The organism is Shewanella sp. 10N.286.52.C2 (assembly GCF_002874545.1).
Taxonomy (GTDB): domain Bacteria; phylum Pseudomonadota; class Gammaproteobacteria; order Enterobacterales; family Shewanellaceae; genus Shewanella.
In genome coordinates this window covers 12,182-30,110 of sequence record NZ_MCTV01000022.1, presented here as the reverse complement: position 1 = coordinate 30,110, position 17,929 = coordinate 12,182, and the positions used below count along the sequence as shown (strand labels likewise).

Annotated in this window: 12 protein-coding genes; 4 read left to right on the top strand and 8 right to left on the bottom strand. The window is 42.1% G+C overall.

What is annotated here, in order from left to right:
• The first annotated feature begins 91 nt into the window (after nt 1-91).
• Nucleotides 92-2,044, top strand: coding sequence for a monovalent cation:proton antiporter-2 (CPA2) family protein (locus tag BCU94_RS08785; protein WP_102439639.1), 1,953 nt, complete (start codon nt 92-94; stop codon nt 2,042-2,044).
• Between the two features lie 165 nt (nt 2,045-2,209).
• Complete coding sequence (locus BCU94_RS08780) at nt 2,210-5,440, top strand: DEAD/DEAH box helicase (protein ID WP_102476167.1); 3,231 nt, start codon at nt 2,210-2,212, stop codon at nt 5,438-5,440.
• A 29-nt stretch (nt 5,441-5,469) separates the two neighbouring features.
• Here the strand turns inward: BCU94_RS08780 and BCU94_RS08775 are convergent, their stop codons facing one another.
• The 6 genes from BCU94_RS08775 to BCU94_RS08750 all read right to left on the bottom strand — a co-directional run bounded on the left by BCU94_RS08775 (nt 5,470) and on the right by BCU94_RS08750 (nt 13,154).
• Nucleotides 5,470-6,687 (bottom strand): CDP-glycerol glycerophosphotransferase family protein, encoded by a 1,218-nt coding sequence (locus BCU94_RS08775; RefSeq protein ID WP_241900947.1) that lies wholly within the window; start codon nt 6,685-6,687, stop codon nt 5,470-5,472.
• Nucleotides 6,688-6,750: 63 nt separating this feature from the next.
• Complete coding sequence (tagD, locus tag BCU94_RS08770) at nt 6,751-7,155, bottom strand: glycerol-3-phosphate cytidylyltransferase (protein WP_102476166.1); 405 nt, start codon at nt 7,153-7,155, stop codon at nt 6,751-6,753.
• Between the two features lie 54 nt (nt 7,156-7,209).
• The gene (locus tag BCU94_RS08765) at nt 7,210-8,604 is read right to left on the bottom strand and encodes an NDP-sugar synthase (RefSeq protein ID WP_102439636.1); all 1,395 of its coding nucleotides are present in this window, start codon (nt 8,602-8,604) and stop codon (nt 7,210-7,212) included.
• A gap of 8 nt (nt 8,605-8,612) precedes the next feature.
• Nucleotides 8,613-10,541: a WecB/TagA/CpsF family glycosyltransferase gene (locus tag BCU94_RS08760; RefSeq protein WP_102476165.1), complete on the bottom strand. Its 1,929-nt coding sequence runs from the start codon at nt 10,539-10,541 to the stop codon at nt 8,613-8,615.
• A 218-nt stretch (nt 10,542-10,759) separates the two neighbouring features.
• Nucleotides 10,760-11,818, bottom strand: a complete 1,059-nt coding sequence (locus BCU94_RS08755; RefSeq protein ID WP_102476164.1) for a glycosyltransferase family A protein — start codon at nt 11,816-11,818, stop codon at nt 10,760-10,762.
• A 10-nt stretch (nt 11,819-11,828) separates the two neighbouring features.
• On the bottom strand, nt 11,829-13,154 hold the full coding sequence (locus BCU94_RS08750) for an oligosaccharide flippase family protein (RefSeq protein ID WP_102439633.1): 1,326 nt from the start codon (nt 13,152-13,154) through the stop codon (nt 11,829-11,831).
• Nucleotides 13,155-13,518: 364 nt separating this feature from the next.
• Between BCU94_RS08750 and BCU94_RS08745 the strand changes: the two genes are divergently transcribed.
• Together BCU94_RS08745 and BCU94_RS08740 are read left to right on the top strand one after the other, a co-directional pair.
• Entirely contained in the window at nt 13,519-13,920 is a 402-nt protein-coding gene (locus BCU94_RS08745; protein WP_102476163.1) for a hypothetical protein, read from the top strand.
• Between the two features lie 471 nt (nt 13,921-14,391).
• Nucleotides 14,392-15,048, top strand: a complete 657-nt coding sequence (locus BCU94_RS08740; RefSeq protein WP_102439631.1) for an NAD(P)H-dependent oxidoreductase — start codon at nt 14,392-14,394, stop codon at nt 15,046-15,048.
• Nucleotides 15,049-15,113: 65 nt separating this feature from the next.
• Here BCU94_RS08740 and BCU94_RS08735 read toward each other — a convergent pair whose 3' ends face one another.
• Entirely contained in the window at nt 15,114-16,394 is a 1,281-nt protein-coding gene (locus BCU94_RS08735) for a capsular biosynthesis protein (protein ID WP_102476162.1), read from the bottom strand.
• Nucleotides 16,349-17,920, bottom strand: a complete 1,572-nt coding sequence (locus tag BCU94_RS08730) for an exopolysaccharide biosynthesis protein (RefSeq protein WP_241904981.1) — start codon at nt 17,918-17,920, stop codon at nt 16,349-16,351. Before BCU94_RS08730 ends, BCU94_RS08735 begins: the two co-directional genes overlap by 46 nt.
• Between the last annotated feature and the right edge of the window lie 9 nt (nt 17,921-17,929).

The following is a 17,929-nucleotide window of genomic DNA, read 5'->3' as shown; positions in this document are numbered from 1 at the left end:
TACCATTTTCATAAGGTTATTGTTAATTTGCCACTTTGTTAATAGACTGTTTATCTAATCGTTATTTTATTGACTCGGAGAACATGCCTTTATGGAGCACAGTATTTTCATCCATATTCTCTCAATGCTAGTCATTGCGATTGTGGCAATTTCTTTGTTACGCCGAGTTGGGTTACCGCCAATCTTAGCTTATCTGCTAACCGGGGTTTTCAGCGGGCCTAGTGGCTTTCATTGGTTTACTCAAGCGCAAATGCATTCAGTGGCAGAATTGGGTGTGGTGCTGCTGATGTTTAGCCTAGGGTTAGAGTTTTCGGTTCCTAAGCTCTGGTCTATGCGCCGCACAGTATTCGGTTTAGGCAGTGCTCAGGTGACATTCACCGCATTAATTGCCGGTTTAGTCGCCTACTTATTCGGTCAAAATATGGTTGCTGCGGTGGTGATTGGCTCTGCTGTGGCGCTATCATCAACGGCGATTGTGCTAAAACTGGTTAATGATCAAGGCTGGATGCGTCGCCGACATGGCGAGCTCTCTGTCAGTGTGCTGTTATTTCAAGATATTGCCGTGGTACCGCTACTGATTGTATTACCTTTGTTATCTCCTAGCAGTGAAGCCATGGGCGCTGTTGAAATCGCTTGGGGGCTGTTCACTGGTATTTTGGCCTTTTTAGCATTGATGTCATTTGGTAAATGGATTTTACCGCGTATTTTTGATGAAGTAGCCCGCTCTCGCTCTAACGAATTGTTTGTATTATCAACCTTAGTGGTGGTGTTAGTTACTGGGGCGTTTACCCAGTGGCTGGGATTATCCATGGCGTTAGGTGCCTTTATAGCGGGGATGCTGTTAGGGGAAAGTCAGTATCGACGTCAGTTAGAAGCGGATATTAGACCATTTAGAGATTTACTGATGGGACTGTTTTTTATCTCCATTGGTATGCTATTAAATTTTGCTATTGTTGTTGAGTTTTGGTGGCAAATTTTATTAATCCTCATTGCAGTGTTAATGACCAAAATCTTAGTGGTGTTTGGTTTATTAAAGCTTGGGGGCGAGCAATTTAAAGTGGCATTAAGTACGGCTATCAGTTTGGCTCAAGTGGGCGAATTCAGTTTTGTGGTATTAGCCTTGGCGGTTAATTATCAGCTATTAGAAACTCAAATGAGTACCATTTTAGTGATGGTGGCGGTGTTATCCATGTCCATCGCACCTTGGTTAGTCAGGCATTGTGTTGATATTGCGGCAAAAATTGAGGGTAAAACCAATAGTAAAGATCAAATGGATGAAGAATTCATTTTACCCAGCCCTGATGATGGCGACTTGGTATTAATATTAGGTTATGGCCGTGTAGGGCAAACCATTGCGCGTTTTTTAAAAACCGAAGCGGTGCCATTTGTGGTGCTGGACTTAGATCCCAAACGTGTTTCTGAAGCCCGCGCTGCAGGCGAGCCGGTCTATTTTGGTGATGCCTGTAAAATGGGCTTGTTAAAGCAAATTGGTATTCGCCGAGCCAGCATGGTGGTGATCACCTTTGGTGAGTCAAGGCAAGTTGAAGACTGCTTAGCATTATCACGTAAATTAGCCCCTGAAACTAAAATTATTGTTCGCACTACAGATGATGCTGAATTAGAAAATTTAACAGAAGCTGGCGCCACTCAAGTTATTCCAGAAAAGCTCGAAGGCAGTTTAATGCTGGTGTCGCAAGTGCTGTATAAATGTGGCGTGCCGCTACCAAGAATTATTAAACGTTTAGAGTCTGAGCGCCGTAATCACTACCAATATTTACATGGTTTTTTCACTGGCGCCGAAACCGACTTTACCTTGGAACTGCTGCATGCTGTGGCGTTAGATACAGGTGCAGATGCTATCGGCAAGAAACTCACCGATATTGACTGGTCGCAGTTTAGTGTTGAAGCACGAGCTGTTAGACGTAAAGGTGAGGAGATAAGTCCACCGCCGGATGATTGGGTGTTTGAGCGCCGTGACATTGTGATGGTGGTAGGAAAACCCCGTGCAATTGAAGCCATTGAAGAGCACTTATTACAAGGCTAGTTGCAAGGCTAGCATCAATTAGCTTACGCACTCTATGATATTAGCCTTAAAAAAAATAATTAAAGCGCATGTCACGGTAGAATTTTACAGGCATCTTCCATAGAATGGATGGTTACGCTCGTTGTTGTGTAGCCATCTTTTGCTACTGCTCGTATGGAATAATGCATGTCTGCCAAATTGTTTAATCTTCCAATAAAAATTACCTTAGAACTTGTTGCTAAGCTATTTTCATCTACTCAACTGCAAAAGGCGCAGAATTATTTGATTGAAGGGCGGGTACTCGACGTTCACGCCAGTCAAGATAACCACAATGTTGAATCCTATGTGGTAGGAACCGCCACCGAGCCTTATCGTCAAGACATCAGCTTGGTCAATGTCAATCATAAAATCGTGATGAAATCTCATTGTACTTGCCCTGTTGCTAGCAATTGTAAGCACGTTGCCGCAGCGTTACTGGCGTTAGTGGATAAAAAGCCAGTTGAAGAGCAGCGTCTTAGCCAATGGATTTTACAATTAGATAAGCAAGATACCCTCACACAGACCGAAGATGATGAAGATAAAGAACGGATAATCTTTGTGTTATCAAGCGATCATCATGGTATTTTTGTTGAGTTTAAACGCAGTAAATTAAACAAAAAACTGCAGTACAACAAAGGCAGTAAAGTTGCGTTAAATGATGTGAAGTATCATCTTCCATGGTGGATTAACGCTGAAGATAGCCAAATCATCAGCTTATTATTATCGTCTTCAAAAAGTGCCTCAAAAATCTATCTTGAAGGTGAAATTTGCGCACTGGCATTAAATAAGATGATCCAACTTGGCAGTTGCTTTTGGGAAGAAAGCCGCACCCCAATTCAGATGACCCGCGCATTAACCCCAGACTTTATTTGGCAAGAAACTGATACCCGTCATACGCAAATCAGTATGACCATGCCTGAGCTTGAAAACTGGGAGTTTATTGCCACCAATCCACCGATGTTTATGGATTTAGACTATCTAAAGATTGGTCATTTGGATACTGACTTAAGCGTTGAAAAATTAAAGCTATTGCAACAAATGCCGCCAGTGCCATTAGATAAAGTCGACGATATCAGCGATAAAATGTTGCGTCACTTTTCCCCTAAAAGTGTCCCTGTACCCAGTGAAATTGAATTTTATGAAATTGAGCAGCCATTAGTCGCAAAGCTGACTTTTACCATGGTGCAATTAAGCGACAGCGCAGTTATGCAGCCGGTATTACAGCTGCAGTTTGGCTATGGCGATATGCTGTTGTCAGGCAAATTAGCTCGCGAAAAAATCACCTTGATTAAGCAAGGTAAAGTCCAGTATCAAATTCATCGTGATCCTGAGCAAGAAGCGCAAGTGGTGCAGATACTACAAAGCTTGCAATTGCAACTTATTGATAACAGCCTGCTGACTTATAATCATGCCAGTAGCTTTTACAGTTTAGGCTTAATGCCTGATATGGTGAATGAGTGGGCCCAGCTCACCACCTTTGGGGTGATGACCTTAGAAGACTTAGGCTATAACGTAGAGTTTGCCCTAGAGTTTGACCTTAATATTGTTGAAGCCGACATTGAAGTTGACCTTGACGATGATGAAGACAGCGGCTGGTTCTCACTGTCACTTAATGCTGATATTGATGGCCAAAGTGTACCTTTATTAAGTTTAGTTGCCCGTTGGCTGCAGCAAAATGGCGAGCCAGATGACGAGCAGGAGCTCATTCTGCCAGGGCCTAATGGCCGCTTTGTGAAGATTAAAGCCAAAACCATTAAACCGCTTATTTCGGTTATCCAAGAGTTATTCCAGCGTGGTGGTGGCGACCAACTAGAAGTCCCTCGCAATCGGGCTGACTTATTGAATGAGTTATCAGAAAGCGATATTCGGTTACTTAATGGTGAGCGCGTTAGACAGTTAGCCAATAAACTTACCGAGTTTAAAGGCATAGAGTCAGCGCCGCTGCCAGAAGGGCTTAATGCCACCTTACGTGACTATCAAAAGCAAGGTTATGACTGGCTGTGTTTCTTAAAAGAATACCAATTAGGCGGTATTCTTGCAGATGATATGGGGCTAGGTAAAACCCTGCAAACGCTCGCTTTTTTACTTAAAGCGAAACAATCAAAGCAACAAAGCAGCGCAGTTAATCCACAGGCATTTAGGCCCAGTTTAATTGTTTGTCCCACCAGTTTAGTGGGCAACTGGTTTAAAGAAGCACAAAAGTTTACCCCAAGTTTAAAAGTGCTGGTGGTACACGGCAGTAAACGTCAGGCATTACTTGAGCAGATTGCAGATTACGATGTGATTGTGACCACTTATCCTTTGATCTTGCGTGATGAATTGTTCTATAGCGAATACAGCTTTGAGCATATTATTTTAGATGAAGCACAGCAGATTAAAAATGCCCAAGCAAAAGTCACTCAAGCGCTTAAAACCTTCAAAGGCCAATTTAGATTATGCTTATCAGGTACGCCACTTGAAAACCATTTAGGCGAGTTAAAATCACTAATGGATTTTTGTTTACCGGGATTATTAGGTCAGCATAATTACTTTAATAAAGAATTTAGAGGCCCGATTGAAAAGCAAGCTGATACTGAAAAATCGGCGATATTGCTCAATCGTATTGCGCCGTTTTTACTGCGCCGCACCAAAAGCGAAGTAATGTCGGAGCTACCAGAAAAAACCATAATCATTCAAACCTTAGAGTTAGAAAAAGATCAGCGTAATTTATATGAAAGTATCCGTTTAGTGATGGAGAAAAAATTACGTGAATTGTTTGCTAAACAAGGTGTATCAAGCAGTCACATTGAGTTTTTAGATGCATTGCTTAAACTACGCCAAGCCTGTTGTGACCCACGCTTAGTGAAGCTAGAGCAAGCGCAGTACGTCAAAGATAACGCCAAACTCACTTGGTTGACTGAAAATGTACCCGAGATGGTTGAAGAGGGCCGTAAAATCCTTATTTTCAGCCAGTTTACCGGTATGTTGGCGCTAATTGAGCAAGAGTTGATTGATTTAGGCATAAGCTATAGCAAGCTTACAGGGCAAACCCGTAACCGTCAGGTTGAAATTGACGCCTTCCAAGAAGGTGAAATTCCGGTGTTTTTGATTAGCCTAAAAGCGGGCGGCACAGGGCTTAATTTAACCGCCGCCGATACCGTGATCCATTTTGACCCATGGTGGAACCCGGCTGCCGAAAAGCAAGCCACAGATAGGGCGCACCGTATCGGTCAGCTCAACCCTGTATTTGTGTATAAACTGATTGCCCAAGGGACGGTAGAAGAAAAAATTCAAGAGATGCAGCAGCACAAACAAAGCCTAGCTGATAGCATTCTTGCAGGCAGCGCTAAAAGCCAGTGGACAGGTAATGCAGATGATTTACTGTCACTGCTTCGCTAGTCGCTTGTTAGTAAGTCATTGATGGGGTTTTATTTAGCCTTAACAAATTCATCCAAACAATCAAACACATTGATATGTTGATATTGCCAATAGAGCTGAGATAACTCAGCTCTATTTTTTTTATGCTCAGCTTGCTGACTAGCATCGTTTTTATCCAACGACGTAGCAAGGTAAGCCATAAGTTGGCTAAATTCAGTTATCACCCTACCCGCAGCAGGAATAGACGCTGCATAGTCATAGCATTGGCGGCTGTCAGTACTATATTGCTGCTGATCAAATTGATAAAACACAATATCCGCTTGGCTTTGCAGCATATCGATATACAAAGACGAATAATCGGTAATTAATAGATCAACCTCATTAATAATTTCATAGGTATCTTGCCAATCACTGATATTAATAATGTTAGGGTAATTGGATATATCATTGCCAAGTTGGGCTTCATTAGGGTGAAGCCGTAATAAAAATAGCTGCTTATTAGCAACTAAATAAGCCGATAACAACTCAAAATCAAATGCTTGCAAATAAGGATTCGATTGTTTTTCAGCAAGGGCAGAGGCGTCACGCCATGACGGGGCATAAAGAATAATACTGTCAGCGTGATTAATTTGCTTAAGTTCATCAGCTAAGGAATTTGATTCGGGGTAGTGGCTGTAATAATCAGTGCGCGGATTACCGCAATTGAGCATTTGGTTAAGGTTGATGTTAAAGGCGCTGGCAAAAAGGTTGGCCACTAAATCACTGGGGGCAATCATATGATCAGGCTTTACTTTTTGCTGGTGGTATAAACTTGCAGAGTTAAGCTTTTCGCTCAGGCTTTTAGGGTGATAAATCGTTAATAAGGGGCCGTTGTTAATATCATACTCAATACGTTTTAGCGGCGAGCCATGCCATAAATTAACCTTGGTGGCACCTTTAGCAAAATACTGATTAATATCACCAATATAACTAGTATAGAAATAAAACTCAGCGGTTAACGCATGATAAATCCCTTTGGCGCTCCAGCGGTGATACGCCTCATAGCCTTGTTGGTTTAATGCGCTGATAACATCGCCATCGCCACTTATCCAAATCGCGCGGATCGTTTTTGTGCGCTGCCAATGTAAAAACAGGTATTTGCTATTATCGGCAAATTTATTTTTATAACACCCCATCACTGCTTTGCGCGTTCTTGGCGTTAAGCCAGATAAAAAATATACGCTTTGAGTCATGACATATTTGATGCTATTGGCAATAAATTGGCTCATGCAATGTCTCCTTGACTGTAAATTCCTTTAAATACAAAGTTTAGCACTAAACTGCTAATAAGCTTAGGCCGCTTTAACAGATTTAACCGCGAGGTTATTTTTAATCTCAGTGGTTGAAATATCGTCGGTACGGGTGAGGTACATGACTTCGCACTGGCTTTTTAAGAAATCAAATTCACCTTGCCAATCATCGCCGATGGCAAAAATATCAACATCAAAACGGCTAACATCAGCTGATTTTTGCTGCCAGTTATGCTCAGGAATGACCTTTGATACATATTTACAAGCCGCCACAATTTCTACCCGTTGCTGGTAGCTAAAGAAAGCTGCCTTGCCTTTTAGGGCATTAAATTCATCGGTAGAAACCCCAACAATCAGTTGATCGCACATTTTGCTTAGGCGCTGAAATAATCTCACATGGCCAAAGTGGAATAAATCAAATGTACCGTATGTAATGATGGTTTTCATAATGAATATCCTTTTTAATCAGTAATTAGCTGCAATCTCTAATTTAAAATCAATTTAGCTTTTAATGATGATGTCAGCTTGTTTGCTGTGAAACTTTTGCTGCAATATGTTTGCTAGGTAAAGTGGCTTTTGCGCTTGGGCAAATTCCATTTCAACCATTTGTATTTCTTCATCAGGGGTGTGCTGGTCAAAGTTCAATTGCACCGGACCATAGACGCCATAAGTGGTGTTGCTGTCATGCAAATGCTTATGTTTACTGGATGCGCCAAATAGGGCTAAATCGCCTTTGGCTGCTAACCAAAGTTGTGGCAGTAGTGAAAAAAACTTGTTGTTAAAATTAAACTTGTGCGCTTTAACGGCTTTATTGTGGTTGTTAATCACGGTTTCAGTCAGCAGTGGTTTATTGGGCTTGATGATCAATGCGCCCACAAATAAGGTCAGTAATAGTGGTGACAGTAAGATATAAAACATCATCATTAGTCCACGCTGCATTAGCGTGTGGTAATTACTGGCGCTTTGGGTCGATGTGGCGATTAAACTTTGATCTTCAATTTTGCTCCAACTGCTGGTTTGTGGGTCTATCATCAAGTCTTGGGAAATGATTTTATTGTTAACCGATAATTGCGGCCCAACATAGGTATTAGGCAAAATAATACTGTTTTGGATCTGGCTATCTTCAATAAAGCAGTATTTTCCCACCACCACCGCATCAGTTAATTGAGCTTTATGAGACACTTTGGTGTATTCACCAATTGCGCCATACACCTCGGCGCTATCTAATTGCGGCAGCTCGCATTGGGCTTCAACCATAAGGCTTTGGTTGCTTGAGCCTGTTTGGTGTTTGCGACCTTTACTGCTAAATATTTTGCTACAAATCACAAATTCAGTGGCTGCCACATAGCCTGATAAGCTGTCTAAATAAAAGCACTGACCATGAAGCACTTGGGCGATACTATCATCATGATCTACCGCTGTGGTTTGCAGTGGCCAGTTAAGCAATTGATTGTGTTTCCAGCCAGCGGGTAGCATCATCATTCCAGGGTTACGCTGCTCCATTGTTGCGTGAACAAATTTGGTGGGTACCATGCTGGAAAATGCCACAAAACGCTCTAGGCAAGGGCTTCTTAATATATCGCCTCGAACCACTAATGCCTGGGTGGTGTTATCGATATGCATTCTGGCAAGCACGCTATTAACTGCTTCTTGTGGCTTACTTAAAAAATACTCAATATTCAAACCCCATTGCTGGCCATTACCAATTTGGGCTTCCAGTTGTTCTGCATCAGCGCAAATCACCATTTTGACTTGGCTTATGCCTGCATCCGCTAAATCTTCTAGGGTGTACTCCACTAGAGGCTTGTTTGCTAGCGGTAATAGCGCTGGGCAATATTGCTGGTTTAGCGGCGCTAATTCATTTCCATTGCGGTTGGCAAATACGATAGCTTGCATAAGGTCTCCTAGTAGGCGCCACGCGCCAAAAGTACAGCTGGAATAGTTTTTAATAACAGTGTGATATCTTCTTTAAGCGATTGTTTGTAGATGTAATCAATGTCCAGTTCTACTTGCTTATCAAAAGGAATATCTGAGCGTCCGCTAACTTGCCAAATGCAGGTGATGCCAGGTTTTACCCCTAATCTGCGACGGTCGCTTAACTGATATTGGCTTACTTCATTAGGTAGTGCAGGTCTTGGGCCAACTAGTGACATATCACCAATTAACACGTTCCAAAGTTGTGGTAACTCATCGATTGAAGCTTTGCGGATAAGTTTTCCTATGGTGGTAATACGCGGATCTTGCTTCATTTTGAAAATGACGCCACCTTGCATTTCATTGTTTTGTTTGATTTTTTCTAACCTTTGCTCGGCATCAATATACATTGAGCGAAACTTCCACATGGTGAATGCTTGGTTATTTTTGCCACTGCGTGTTTGTGAAAAAAAGATCGCCCCTTTCGACTCAATTCGGATACTTAATGCGGTTAACGCAAATAATGGCGCTAATAAAATTAGCAAAATGCTAGCAGCAACAATATCGAATGTGCGTTTTGCAAATTGGCCACATTTGATTTTAAAGAAGTACCAATGACGGTTGTGATTTGAAATAGCTGATAGCGGCTGAGCCTTAGCTTGGCTGGTGGCTGAGCCCAAATTTAGCTGTTGTTTTTGCTTTAACACTCGCGCTAAAAATAGCGGGTTACCCACCACGTAGCGTTTCCACATGCGTTGTGGCTCTTGTGCTAAGCGCCATATCCATTCCATTCCTACTTGTCTGACAGCAATAGGTGCACGAGAAACATTATTGGCGAAGTAATCAAACAGTCCACCAACCCCAACGGCTGCGCCCACCTTTAATTGATATTTATGTTGCTCAATCCAATGTTCTTGCTTTGACGCCCCCATGCCGACGAGTAGTAGCTGCGCCCCTGATTGATTGATTTGCTCAATCACCTCTTGTTGGTTGCTTTCATTTAAATAACCATGATGACAGCCCACTATCTGTAAATCAGGGTACTGCTGTTTAAGGTTGGTTGCCGCCTCTTCAGTGGTGCCAGCAGTTGCCCCCAGGAAAAACAGTTTTATCCCTTGCTCACTGGCGCGTTGACACAGTAACGGCAGCATATCAGTACCATTCACATTGTCTTTAAGGCCGATACCGTGTAGCTGGCAAGCAATACGAATACCGCTACCATCAGCAAAAACTTGCTGGCATTGATTGAGAATATTTTTATAAGAGCTGTCTGTTGAGGCAATGTTCAAGCAGTCTGCATTTACAAAGGCAAAATGTTGGGTTTCATCGCCCACAGAGTGCTGCGCTGCTTTAACCAGTTTTTCAACACTGTCAGCCATTTTATTATTATCAATATTGACTCCAAGTAAGTTGAATTGCTCAGGGTAATTCAGCTCAGTAGAGACAACAATTAAACGGCAAATTAGGCACTTACTTAGGTTAATTAGGTAATGAAATAAGCTGCTAAATTCAGGGGCTGCATTATTGATATGTTCAATCCCCATATTGCGCTGCATTTTTTCAATGGAAAAAACACCAGGGCGGCTATTGGTTGAACTTGGCTCAAACACGCAATACTCAAAGGCACTGCCTAAAAAACCAATATCGCCTTTAATGATCCCCAATAAAAACGGCAGTCTTGAAAAGCGCCCTTGGCTAAATTGATACAGCGCAACTTGGCGATCTGATACATGAATGTAGATAGCATCAAAAATAGCTTGCTTTGAGCAGGCAAGTATTAAGGTTTTAAACACCATTATTGGTAGCATTAAAACCAGTAATATTATCGCCATAAAGCAATCAAAAGCGCGGACTGACAATAAGGTTGAGTCTGATGCCTGCGACTGGGTTTGAGTGTTTACTGATTGATGAGCGTCCATACCGTACCTCATAAAATGCAATGATTAATCGTTCGATACCTTGTTAAAGCACGAACTATTCCATATTTGTTAAGTATCTAATTAATAGTGTGTTATTGTGTTTTTAACTGTTTTTTTCGGTGGGTTTTTAGCAAGGGGCTTGCAATAAAAAGCTGACTTTGCAGAATGCGAATCGCACTGCAAAGCCAGAACAGGGAAGATGAGATAAGAGCTGCGGGTTACAATTTACTTTGTTGCATAAATTCACTTGAAACGCCGTCACGTGAAATACGTAGTTTTTGTAAAATGCCGATAAATTTTTGCCCAACAGCTTCGATAGCGATATAACCCCAAGCAGGTATTATCCACTGCGCATATGCGGCAATCATGGTGGTGACGGTTTTAAAGGTTTCACTTCTTATAATGCTAGGTGATGCTTTCATCGCGCGGTTAAACAGCTTTACAGCAGCGCTGCCATCACCAATGCGAATAGCTTGTCTCGATAAATAACGTAATTGGAACCCGCGAGCAGACTCTTCATGTTGCTTTAATAATTTAGGAGCAAAACCACGGGCTTTTTCAATCATTTTCTCCCATGAGGCATATTGCTTCTCAAGGTTTGCTGATAAGCCACCATGATTAAGGCGGTAGTAAGTTAATGGCTCTGGTAGCCCTTCAATTTCCCAAGAGGTGGTTGCAGCAATACGTAACCAACATTCAATATCTTCTGATTGGCGGAAGTTCTCATCAAAGTAGCAGCTGTGGCGATTTTTACTGCTTGCTGGCTGAAAGCGTATGTCGTTTATGGTGCTGCGGCGAATAACCGGCGCTGAGCCATTTCCTACAGGGTTACGGCATAATAAATGGGCAGCATCAATGTCAAAAAGTTTTGGCATTTGATAAAAATCGATAAACTTACCTTGATAATCAATAAAGCTTGAGCGTGAAAAACTTAATCCAACGTTGGGGTTCTTATCTAAATGCACCACATGGCGCTGTAGTTTTTCAGGGTGCCATAAATCATCAGAATCAATAAAGGCCACAAACTCACCTAATGAATGACGGATGCCGGTATTTCTTGCCGCTGCTAAACCTTTGTTGGTTTGATGACGGATGATATGTACTCTTGGATCGCCGATAAATTGTTTACATATTTGCATGCTATTATCATCACCGCGATCATCAACAATCAATAGCTCGAAGTTGTCATAGGTTTGCTTTAATACTGATTCAATAGCCGATTTAACAAACTGTTCAACGTTATAAACTGGCATTACTACTGAGATTCTAGGAGACATAATGTTTTCCTTAACTGTTTGTAACAGTTGGTTGATTAAATGAGATACGGCTGCTGTACCAGCAAAGCCAAGGCATAATAATTAAGTAAGTCACCATCACACTCAGTGCGACTGTGCTTAAGCTGAACTGACTTGCAACACTGATCACCAGGGTTAACAAAGCGGTGATAGCTAAATTGAGTTTGAAATTTAAACGGCTATGGCCGTGGGCAAGTAATAACTGACTGGCGGCTTCTGCCATTGGGCGAACAAGGCCGCTTAAACATAAGAAGATGAACACTGAAATGGCATCGGTTGTTAACCATTGCTCACCGTATACAAATGGCACGTAAAGGGGCGCAAGTGTTGTTTGTAAGATGATGATAGGGGCGGTAATCGCGCTAATGGCCATCACACTGTGACGAAACTTCTGCTTAGCAACTTGTTGGCTATTTGCTACATTGCTCGCGATTTTATCGTCGCTACAAAGGTGCGAGTAAAACGCGGTACCAAAGCTTTGAACTAGCCCTAAACTGATCCCCAAGCTGACGTTGTAAGCAAAGAAGTAAACCCCCAGAGCCTCAACCCCCATGAAGTAACCAATGACCAGATAATCAATGCTTTGTCTTAGGGTGTTAATCAAATCGCTTGAGCTCACCGGAATGCTAAAGCTAAGGATTGATTTAACATTTTTAACGGATGCTTTTTGGGTAAAAGTCGGTAACGGATTGCCATTTTTATGCAGGTAAATCCAGACCAATACCATCACCACTTTAGGGATAATAATGGCCCACAAGCCAAAGCCGCTCAGTGCAAGTATTGCAGTTAAGATGCCATCGCCCACGGTTTGCCAAAGGTTGGCGCTAGCCACTTTACGCATATTGTTGTTACGTAAGTTCACCGTGGCGTACAACATGCCAAATGGCAGTAATAAATAACTACTGGCAACAAACAAGATAGGCAGAACAAGTTGGCTGTCTTGGTAGTAATAAGCCAGTGGTAAGCTGATTAAACTCATTAGTGCAAAGGCAATAAGGCAGGCGCCGAAGTTAATCACATTGGCGCTGGCTAAGTTGTCTTTAAACTCGGTATCATTCATGCGAATAAGTGCTGCTGAAGTAATGCGGCGAGTTGGAGTACAAATTAATTCAAATAGGGTTAAGGTAATGGCCACTTGACCGAAGATTTCTGGTGTCAGTAATCTCGCGGTTATCACGCTAGCTGCTAATCTCACAATACGGCCACTAAACTGAGCACTCGCCAACCACATTAGGTTTTTACCCAATGTACGAATGCCTTGATTCAGCATTTGATTGACGGTCGTTTTAGGACCTAGTGAGTTAGTGGTTGTTTGCATTATTTGTACCCTTGATCTTGTTAGCTAATTTGATCTTGTTTGCAAATTCAAATTAGGACTAGCTGACTGCATACAAGGGGAGTTACACTTATCGTGCCAACTTTTATATGTATGTTTTAATTGGGTTTTATTATTTTATGGGGTAAGTGCTGCTGAGGTGTTTTAGCAAATTGAGATAGGGCCGTTGCAGTTTGCAATACTTTAACTGAGAGCATCAAAGCGCTTTTCATTGGTTTGCTTTGATGTATGGCGTTAACCCGTTTAGGATTGATTTAGCTATTCACTTTAGCTATTCACTCTAGCTAATAGTGGTGCCAGCGTGTATTGGCAAGTGAGTGAAAGGCAAAACTAACAGGATGGACAAATGAACAAATCGACCTCTTTATTGATGAGCATGGGTTTGCTGCCAGCGAGCTTAACCTTGTTAGCTGGATTAACTTTATCAGGCTGTAGCCAAGATGTGCCAAAGCAGCAAACTGAGCAATCGACTATGCAATCAAGTGCGCAATCAAGTGCGCAATCAAGTGCGCAATCAAGTGCGCAATCAACTGCAGCAGTTGAAAGTAGCTTGTGTACTCAAGCTTGGTTTAAGCAAGTAGATCAACAACTGATTTCAGGCGATGGTCAAGGTCATGGGCCTGACTTAGGCTCAGATGAATGGCAGTCGGTGATTGAATTTAAGCTAGGTGTAAGGGGCGACACTGATGTGCCAAATCGACACTCTAAGGCTTGGTGCGCGTATGTGCAGCAGAAGTTATCTCAGTAACCAGCTGCCATTATCTATGTGAGTGTTATCCATTTTTATCAGCTCTTATCAAGGGCTGACTTCTGCGTCACTTTAGCGGTTAGCGCTTAAAGAGGGGTGATAGCTGTGCATGCTATGGGGTTTAATCATCTATTACCAAAAAATTGTTGATAATGTAACAACTATTAGCCCCTTTAAGCATAGGGATCTAGCGACTATAATCAACGTTCTTATGTCGTTAGGAAGTTATTTTAATTCTGTTTGCTATGGCGGGGTTAAATAAGCTTATAATCATATAAAGTGCTTAATTAATAAAAGTTTTTTACATAAAAAGTTAAAAGTAACTTATTAAATAAGCATTTGTTTTGAGTTTATTTAGCTTAGCTAAGCAAAGTAATGATTTTATTGAATACTTTATAACTTATGGCATTCGGCAGTTGCATTTCCCGTGGATGAAAGCCGGGAATATTAATGAAAGTGGAGACAGTAAATATGACACATCCAATTATTGAAGACTTAAACAATCGCTATACAGCAAAGCGTTATGATCCTTCAAAGCGTGTTTCAAAAGAAGATTTAGCGGTGATCTGTGAGGCGATGCGACTTTCAGCATCTTCAATTAATTCACAGCCTTGGAAGTTTATTGTGCTTGAAAGTGATGCAGCAAAACAAAGAATGCACGACACTTTCGCCAATAAATATCAGTTCAATCAGCCCCATGCTAAAGCCTGTTCTCATATTATTTTATTTGCCCATAACCCTCACTATACCCGTGACGATTATGCCAAAGTGGTTGATAAGGGCATTGAAGATGGTCGCACAAAACCTGAAAATCGTGAGCAAGCTTTTGGTGGTTACTCTTTTGCTGAATTAAATACCGATGCACAGGGCAATAACGAGGCCTGGACACGCTCTCAAGCTTATCTTGCACTGGGTAACACCTTGCATACTTTAGCCCGTTTAGGTATCGACTCGACCACAATGGAAGGGGTTGATAGTAAACTTATCGGTGATATTTTTGCCGAAGAATTAGATGGTTATGAATGCTATGTTGGTTTAGCTATCGGTTACCATCATAGTGATGAAGATTACAATGCCAGCTTACCTAAGTCGCGTCTTGCATTTGATCAAGTGATAAAAATTATTTAATGGCGTAAGCCATAGCCGCTGTGATGACAGTGTTTTGTTACCACTTAGGTAACAAAACACAATGATTAGTCCTTCAAGGCAGCGGCTTTTTTGAGTACGGCTTCAGGCTCTTCAGCTCGCAGCGTCATACCTAATACAATTAATCCCGGCCAAAATAAATAGGCTAGAATTTCTAAATTCTCGCCGAAGGTATATAAACTTAACATCAGTAAAATTGCCATGCCGACTCTGGCCATAGGCTGACTAAATAATCGGATCAATAATATCAAGAAGGTGACTAACATCGGAATTGCTAACGCTACAGCGCCGACAACGCCTTTAACAAACAATAATCCATACCAAGTATGATGCGAGCCTATGGGCATGTATTCCACCATGTGCGGCCCTCGCTCAACGATACCATGGCCAAAGATCACCGCTTCATTCATCCACCTTTCAACGGCAATATCAGCCAAAGCTTGACGAACGCGAGTTGAATCGGCGCGGGCAGCTTTTATGGCGGCAATACTGATTTGTATTTTGTTGATAGTTGCTTCACCGACAACCCCAATAAGTAACATTAACGGGCTAAGTAAAAAGTACAGTAAAGGTGAGCGCACAAGTTTAAATAGGGTGAAAAAGCCGATTAAGGCGAAATAACACACCAAGCCAAGACGGGATTGCGACATTAATACCATCAGTAAACTGCCTGCAATGCCCCACTTTTTCCAACGTGAACCCTTTTCTTGTACGGCAAAAATAAAATATAAGTTACCTAGCATGCCTAATGCCGGTGCCCATGGGGTAAACAGACGCCAGCGGGGAACGCCGCTGCCAGGGTCGATTTCATATAAACTGACGCTGAAAAACTCAGGCCCTGGGCCACCAATAATGCTCAGTGGCGACACATATAAGGTGCTGGGCAAGCCAACTTTCCAAGCAATTAAAAACAGCGGGAACAGCAAAATAGTATGTTTGCAGACTCTGCAGCAGGCGCGATAAATAATTTCAGGCCGAATAGATAAGCAGCCAATAAGCGGAAATATTGCCAGTAAGGCCCAGCCTTTGGCCCAGCCAATAGATGATTTAATTAATTTGCCAATACCTAAGCCAAAATCGAGGTGGCCGACCACTAAGGCAATAAGCATGAACAACATGCCAAACACCCATACATAATGGCTGATGCTAATTCTATATGTTTGCTGACCTGAAATTTTTTTATAAAGTAAGCGTGCAAATAGCACCCATGCAATCACAGGTGCAATGACATATAAAGCACCAAACAGCCAAAATAAATAACTATAAACAATGCTGTTGTATATTATTTTTTCGTCAACATTTTGCGCAACAATGGTTTGCGGATCCATAAAATGCTCAACCCTAGCAGTAACATGAAAGAAGCGCTTAACCCACCAAAGATAATTAGTATGCTGGCTAATTTATTGGGAGAATGAGCTAAACTCGGCGGCGAAAATAATTGCAACATGGGGTAAGCCGAGTAGATATCTGATTTACCCACATCCAATTTTGCCATCGCAGAGGTTAATACCGTAGTGGCTAACTGGTGTTCACGTTGTAAATCTGCAAGCTTGGCGGCATCATCGTTACTGTGCTGCAAGCGTAGCTCCCACTGATCAATTTGCGCGATCAGTGAATCTACTTCTGATTGCGTCGCTTGTCGTTTTGAGGCTATGGTAATGAACTCTTGCATCATCACTGCGCGGCCATCAACATCATCCACCGTTAGCATCATTAAAATTTTCTCATCTTGAAATCCAATAATGGTATTAAAGCGCTGCTTCATACTATCGAAGATACTGTCTAACTCTGCTTTTAGGGTGACTAATGTCGGGTGACGACGACCCAAGCGCCCAGCATTTTCAATGTAAGTGGTATTGGCGGTGTTGTGTTTTTCAAGTAACTGCTGAAACAGCTTATCATTGTTGAGTTTGAGTAAAATCGCAGCTTGTGAGTCATTAATGCCAAGGTGTTTTTCATAGAGTTCATAGCTGGCATTTAAACCTTGCAGTGACGCTGAAAGGGTCACTTTACTATGGCGTAAGCGCTCAATGGTGATGGCTAACTCTTTAAACTGATCAAGGGTTATTAGGCCTCGCTCAGATTGAAAATCCAGTAATTGCTTTTGAGTTTGCTTTACTCGGGCGTTATAGCTTTTCAGGCTACGTTGAATACCTCGCTCGCGCAGGCTATTTTCATCAAAACGCAGATCATCAAGAATGTCTTGTAAAGAACGATACATAGCCCAGCCACGTTTTTGAGCTTGCTCTGGCGATGCGCCATTAATACTAAACTCCATTAAGCCCGTTTGACTGGGGAGTTTAAGTTTGGGTTTTGGTATTTCATTGCTAGGCACTTTTAAATAAAACGCAGCGGTTTGCATCAGCAAGCTGCTCATGGAAATCGCTTTAAAATTCTCTCTTGGATCAATGGCCGAGCTCATATAAGGCGAGCTATTGGAGCTACTTGCTTGACCAAGGCTGTCAAGGCTTAGGGAAGACCCCGCTGCGACCCCAGGTAATATGACCACCCATTTACTTTCGTATTTGGTGGGGGTTAGCGCGATAAAAACAGCCACCAACAGCCAGACAATGAGCAGTGATATCAAGGCTGTTTTGATGTACAGGCGTTTACGGGCTTTAGGGGTTAAGTGGCTGCCTTCTAATGTGGCGCGTTTAATCCAATATAAATAGGCAAGTTCAGAAAAGCTGGCGTAAACTTGCTCTGTTTCGATGTCAGTGTTTTGTGCGCTTTGGGTTTCATTTTCAAGCTTAACGTCAGTATCAGCACTGGAGCTTGTGTGCGCCCCTGCCCCAGAGTCTGCTTGTTTCTGGCTCTGTTCGCCTTTGCCGCTTTTGCAGTTTCCTTGGCTCATTATTGTCTC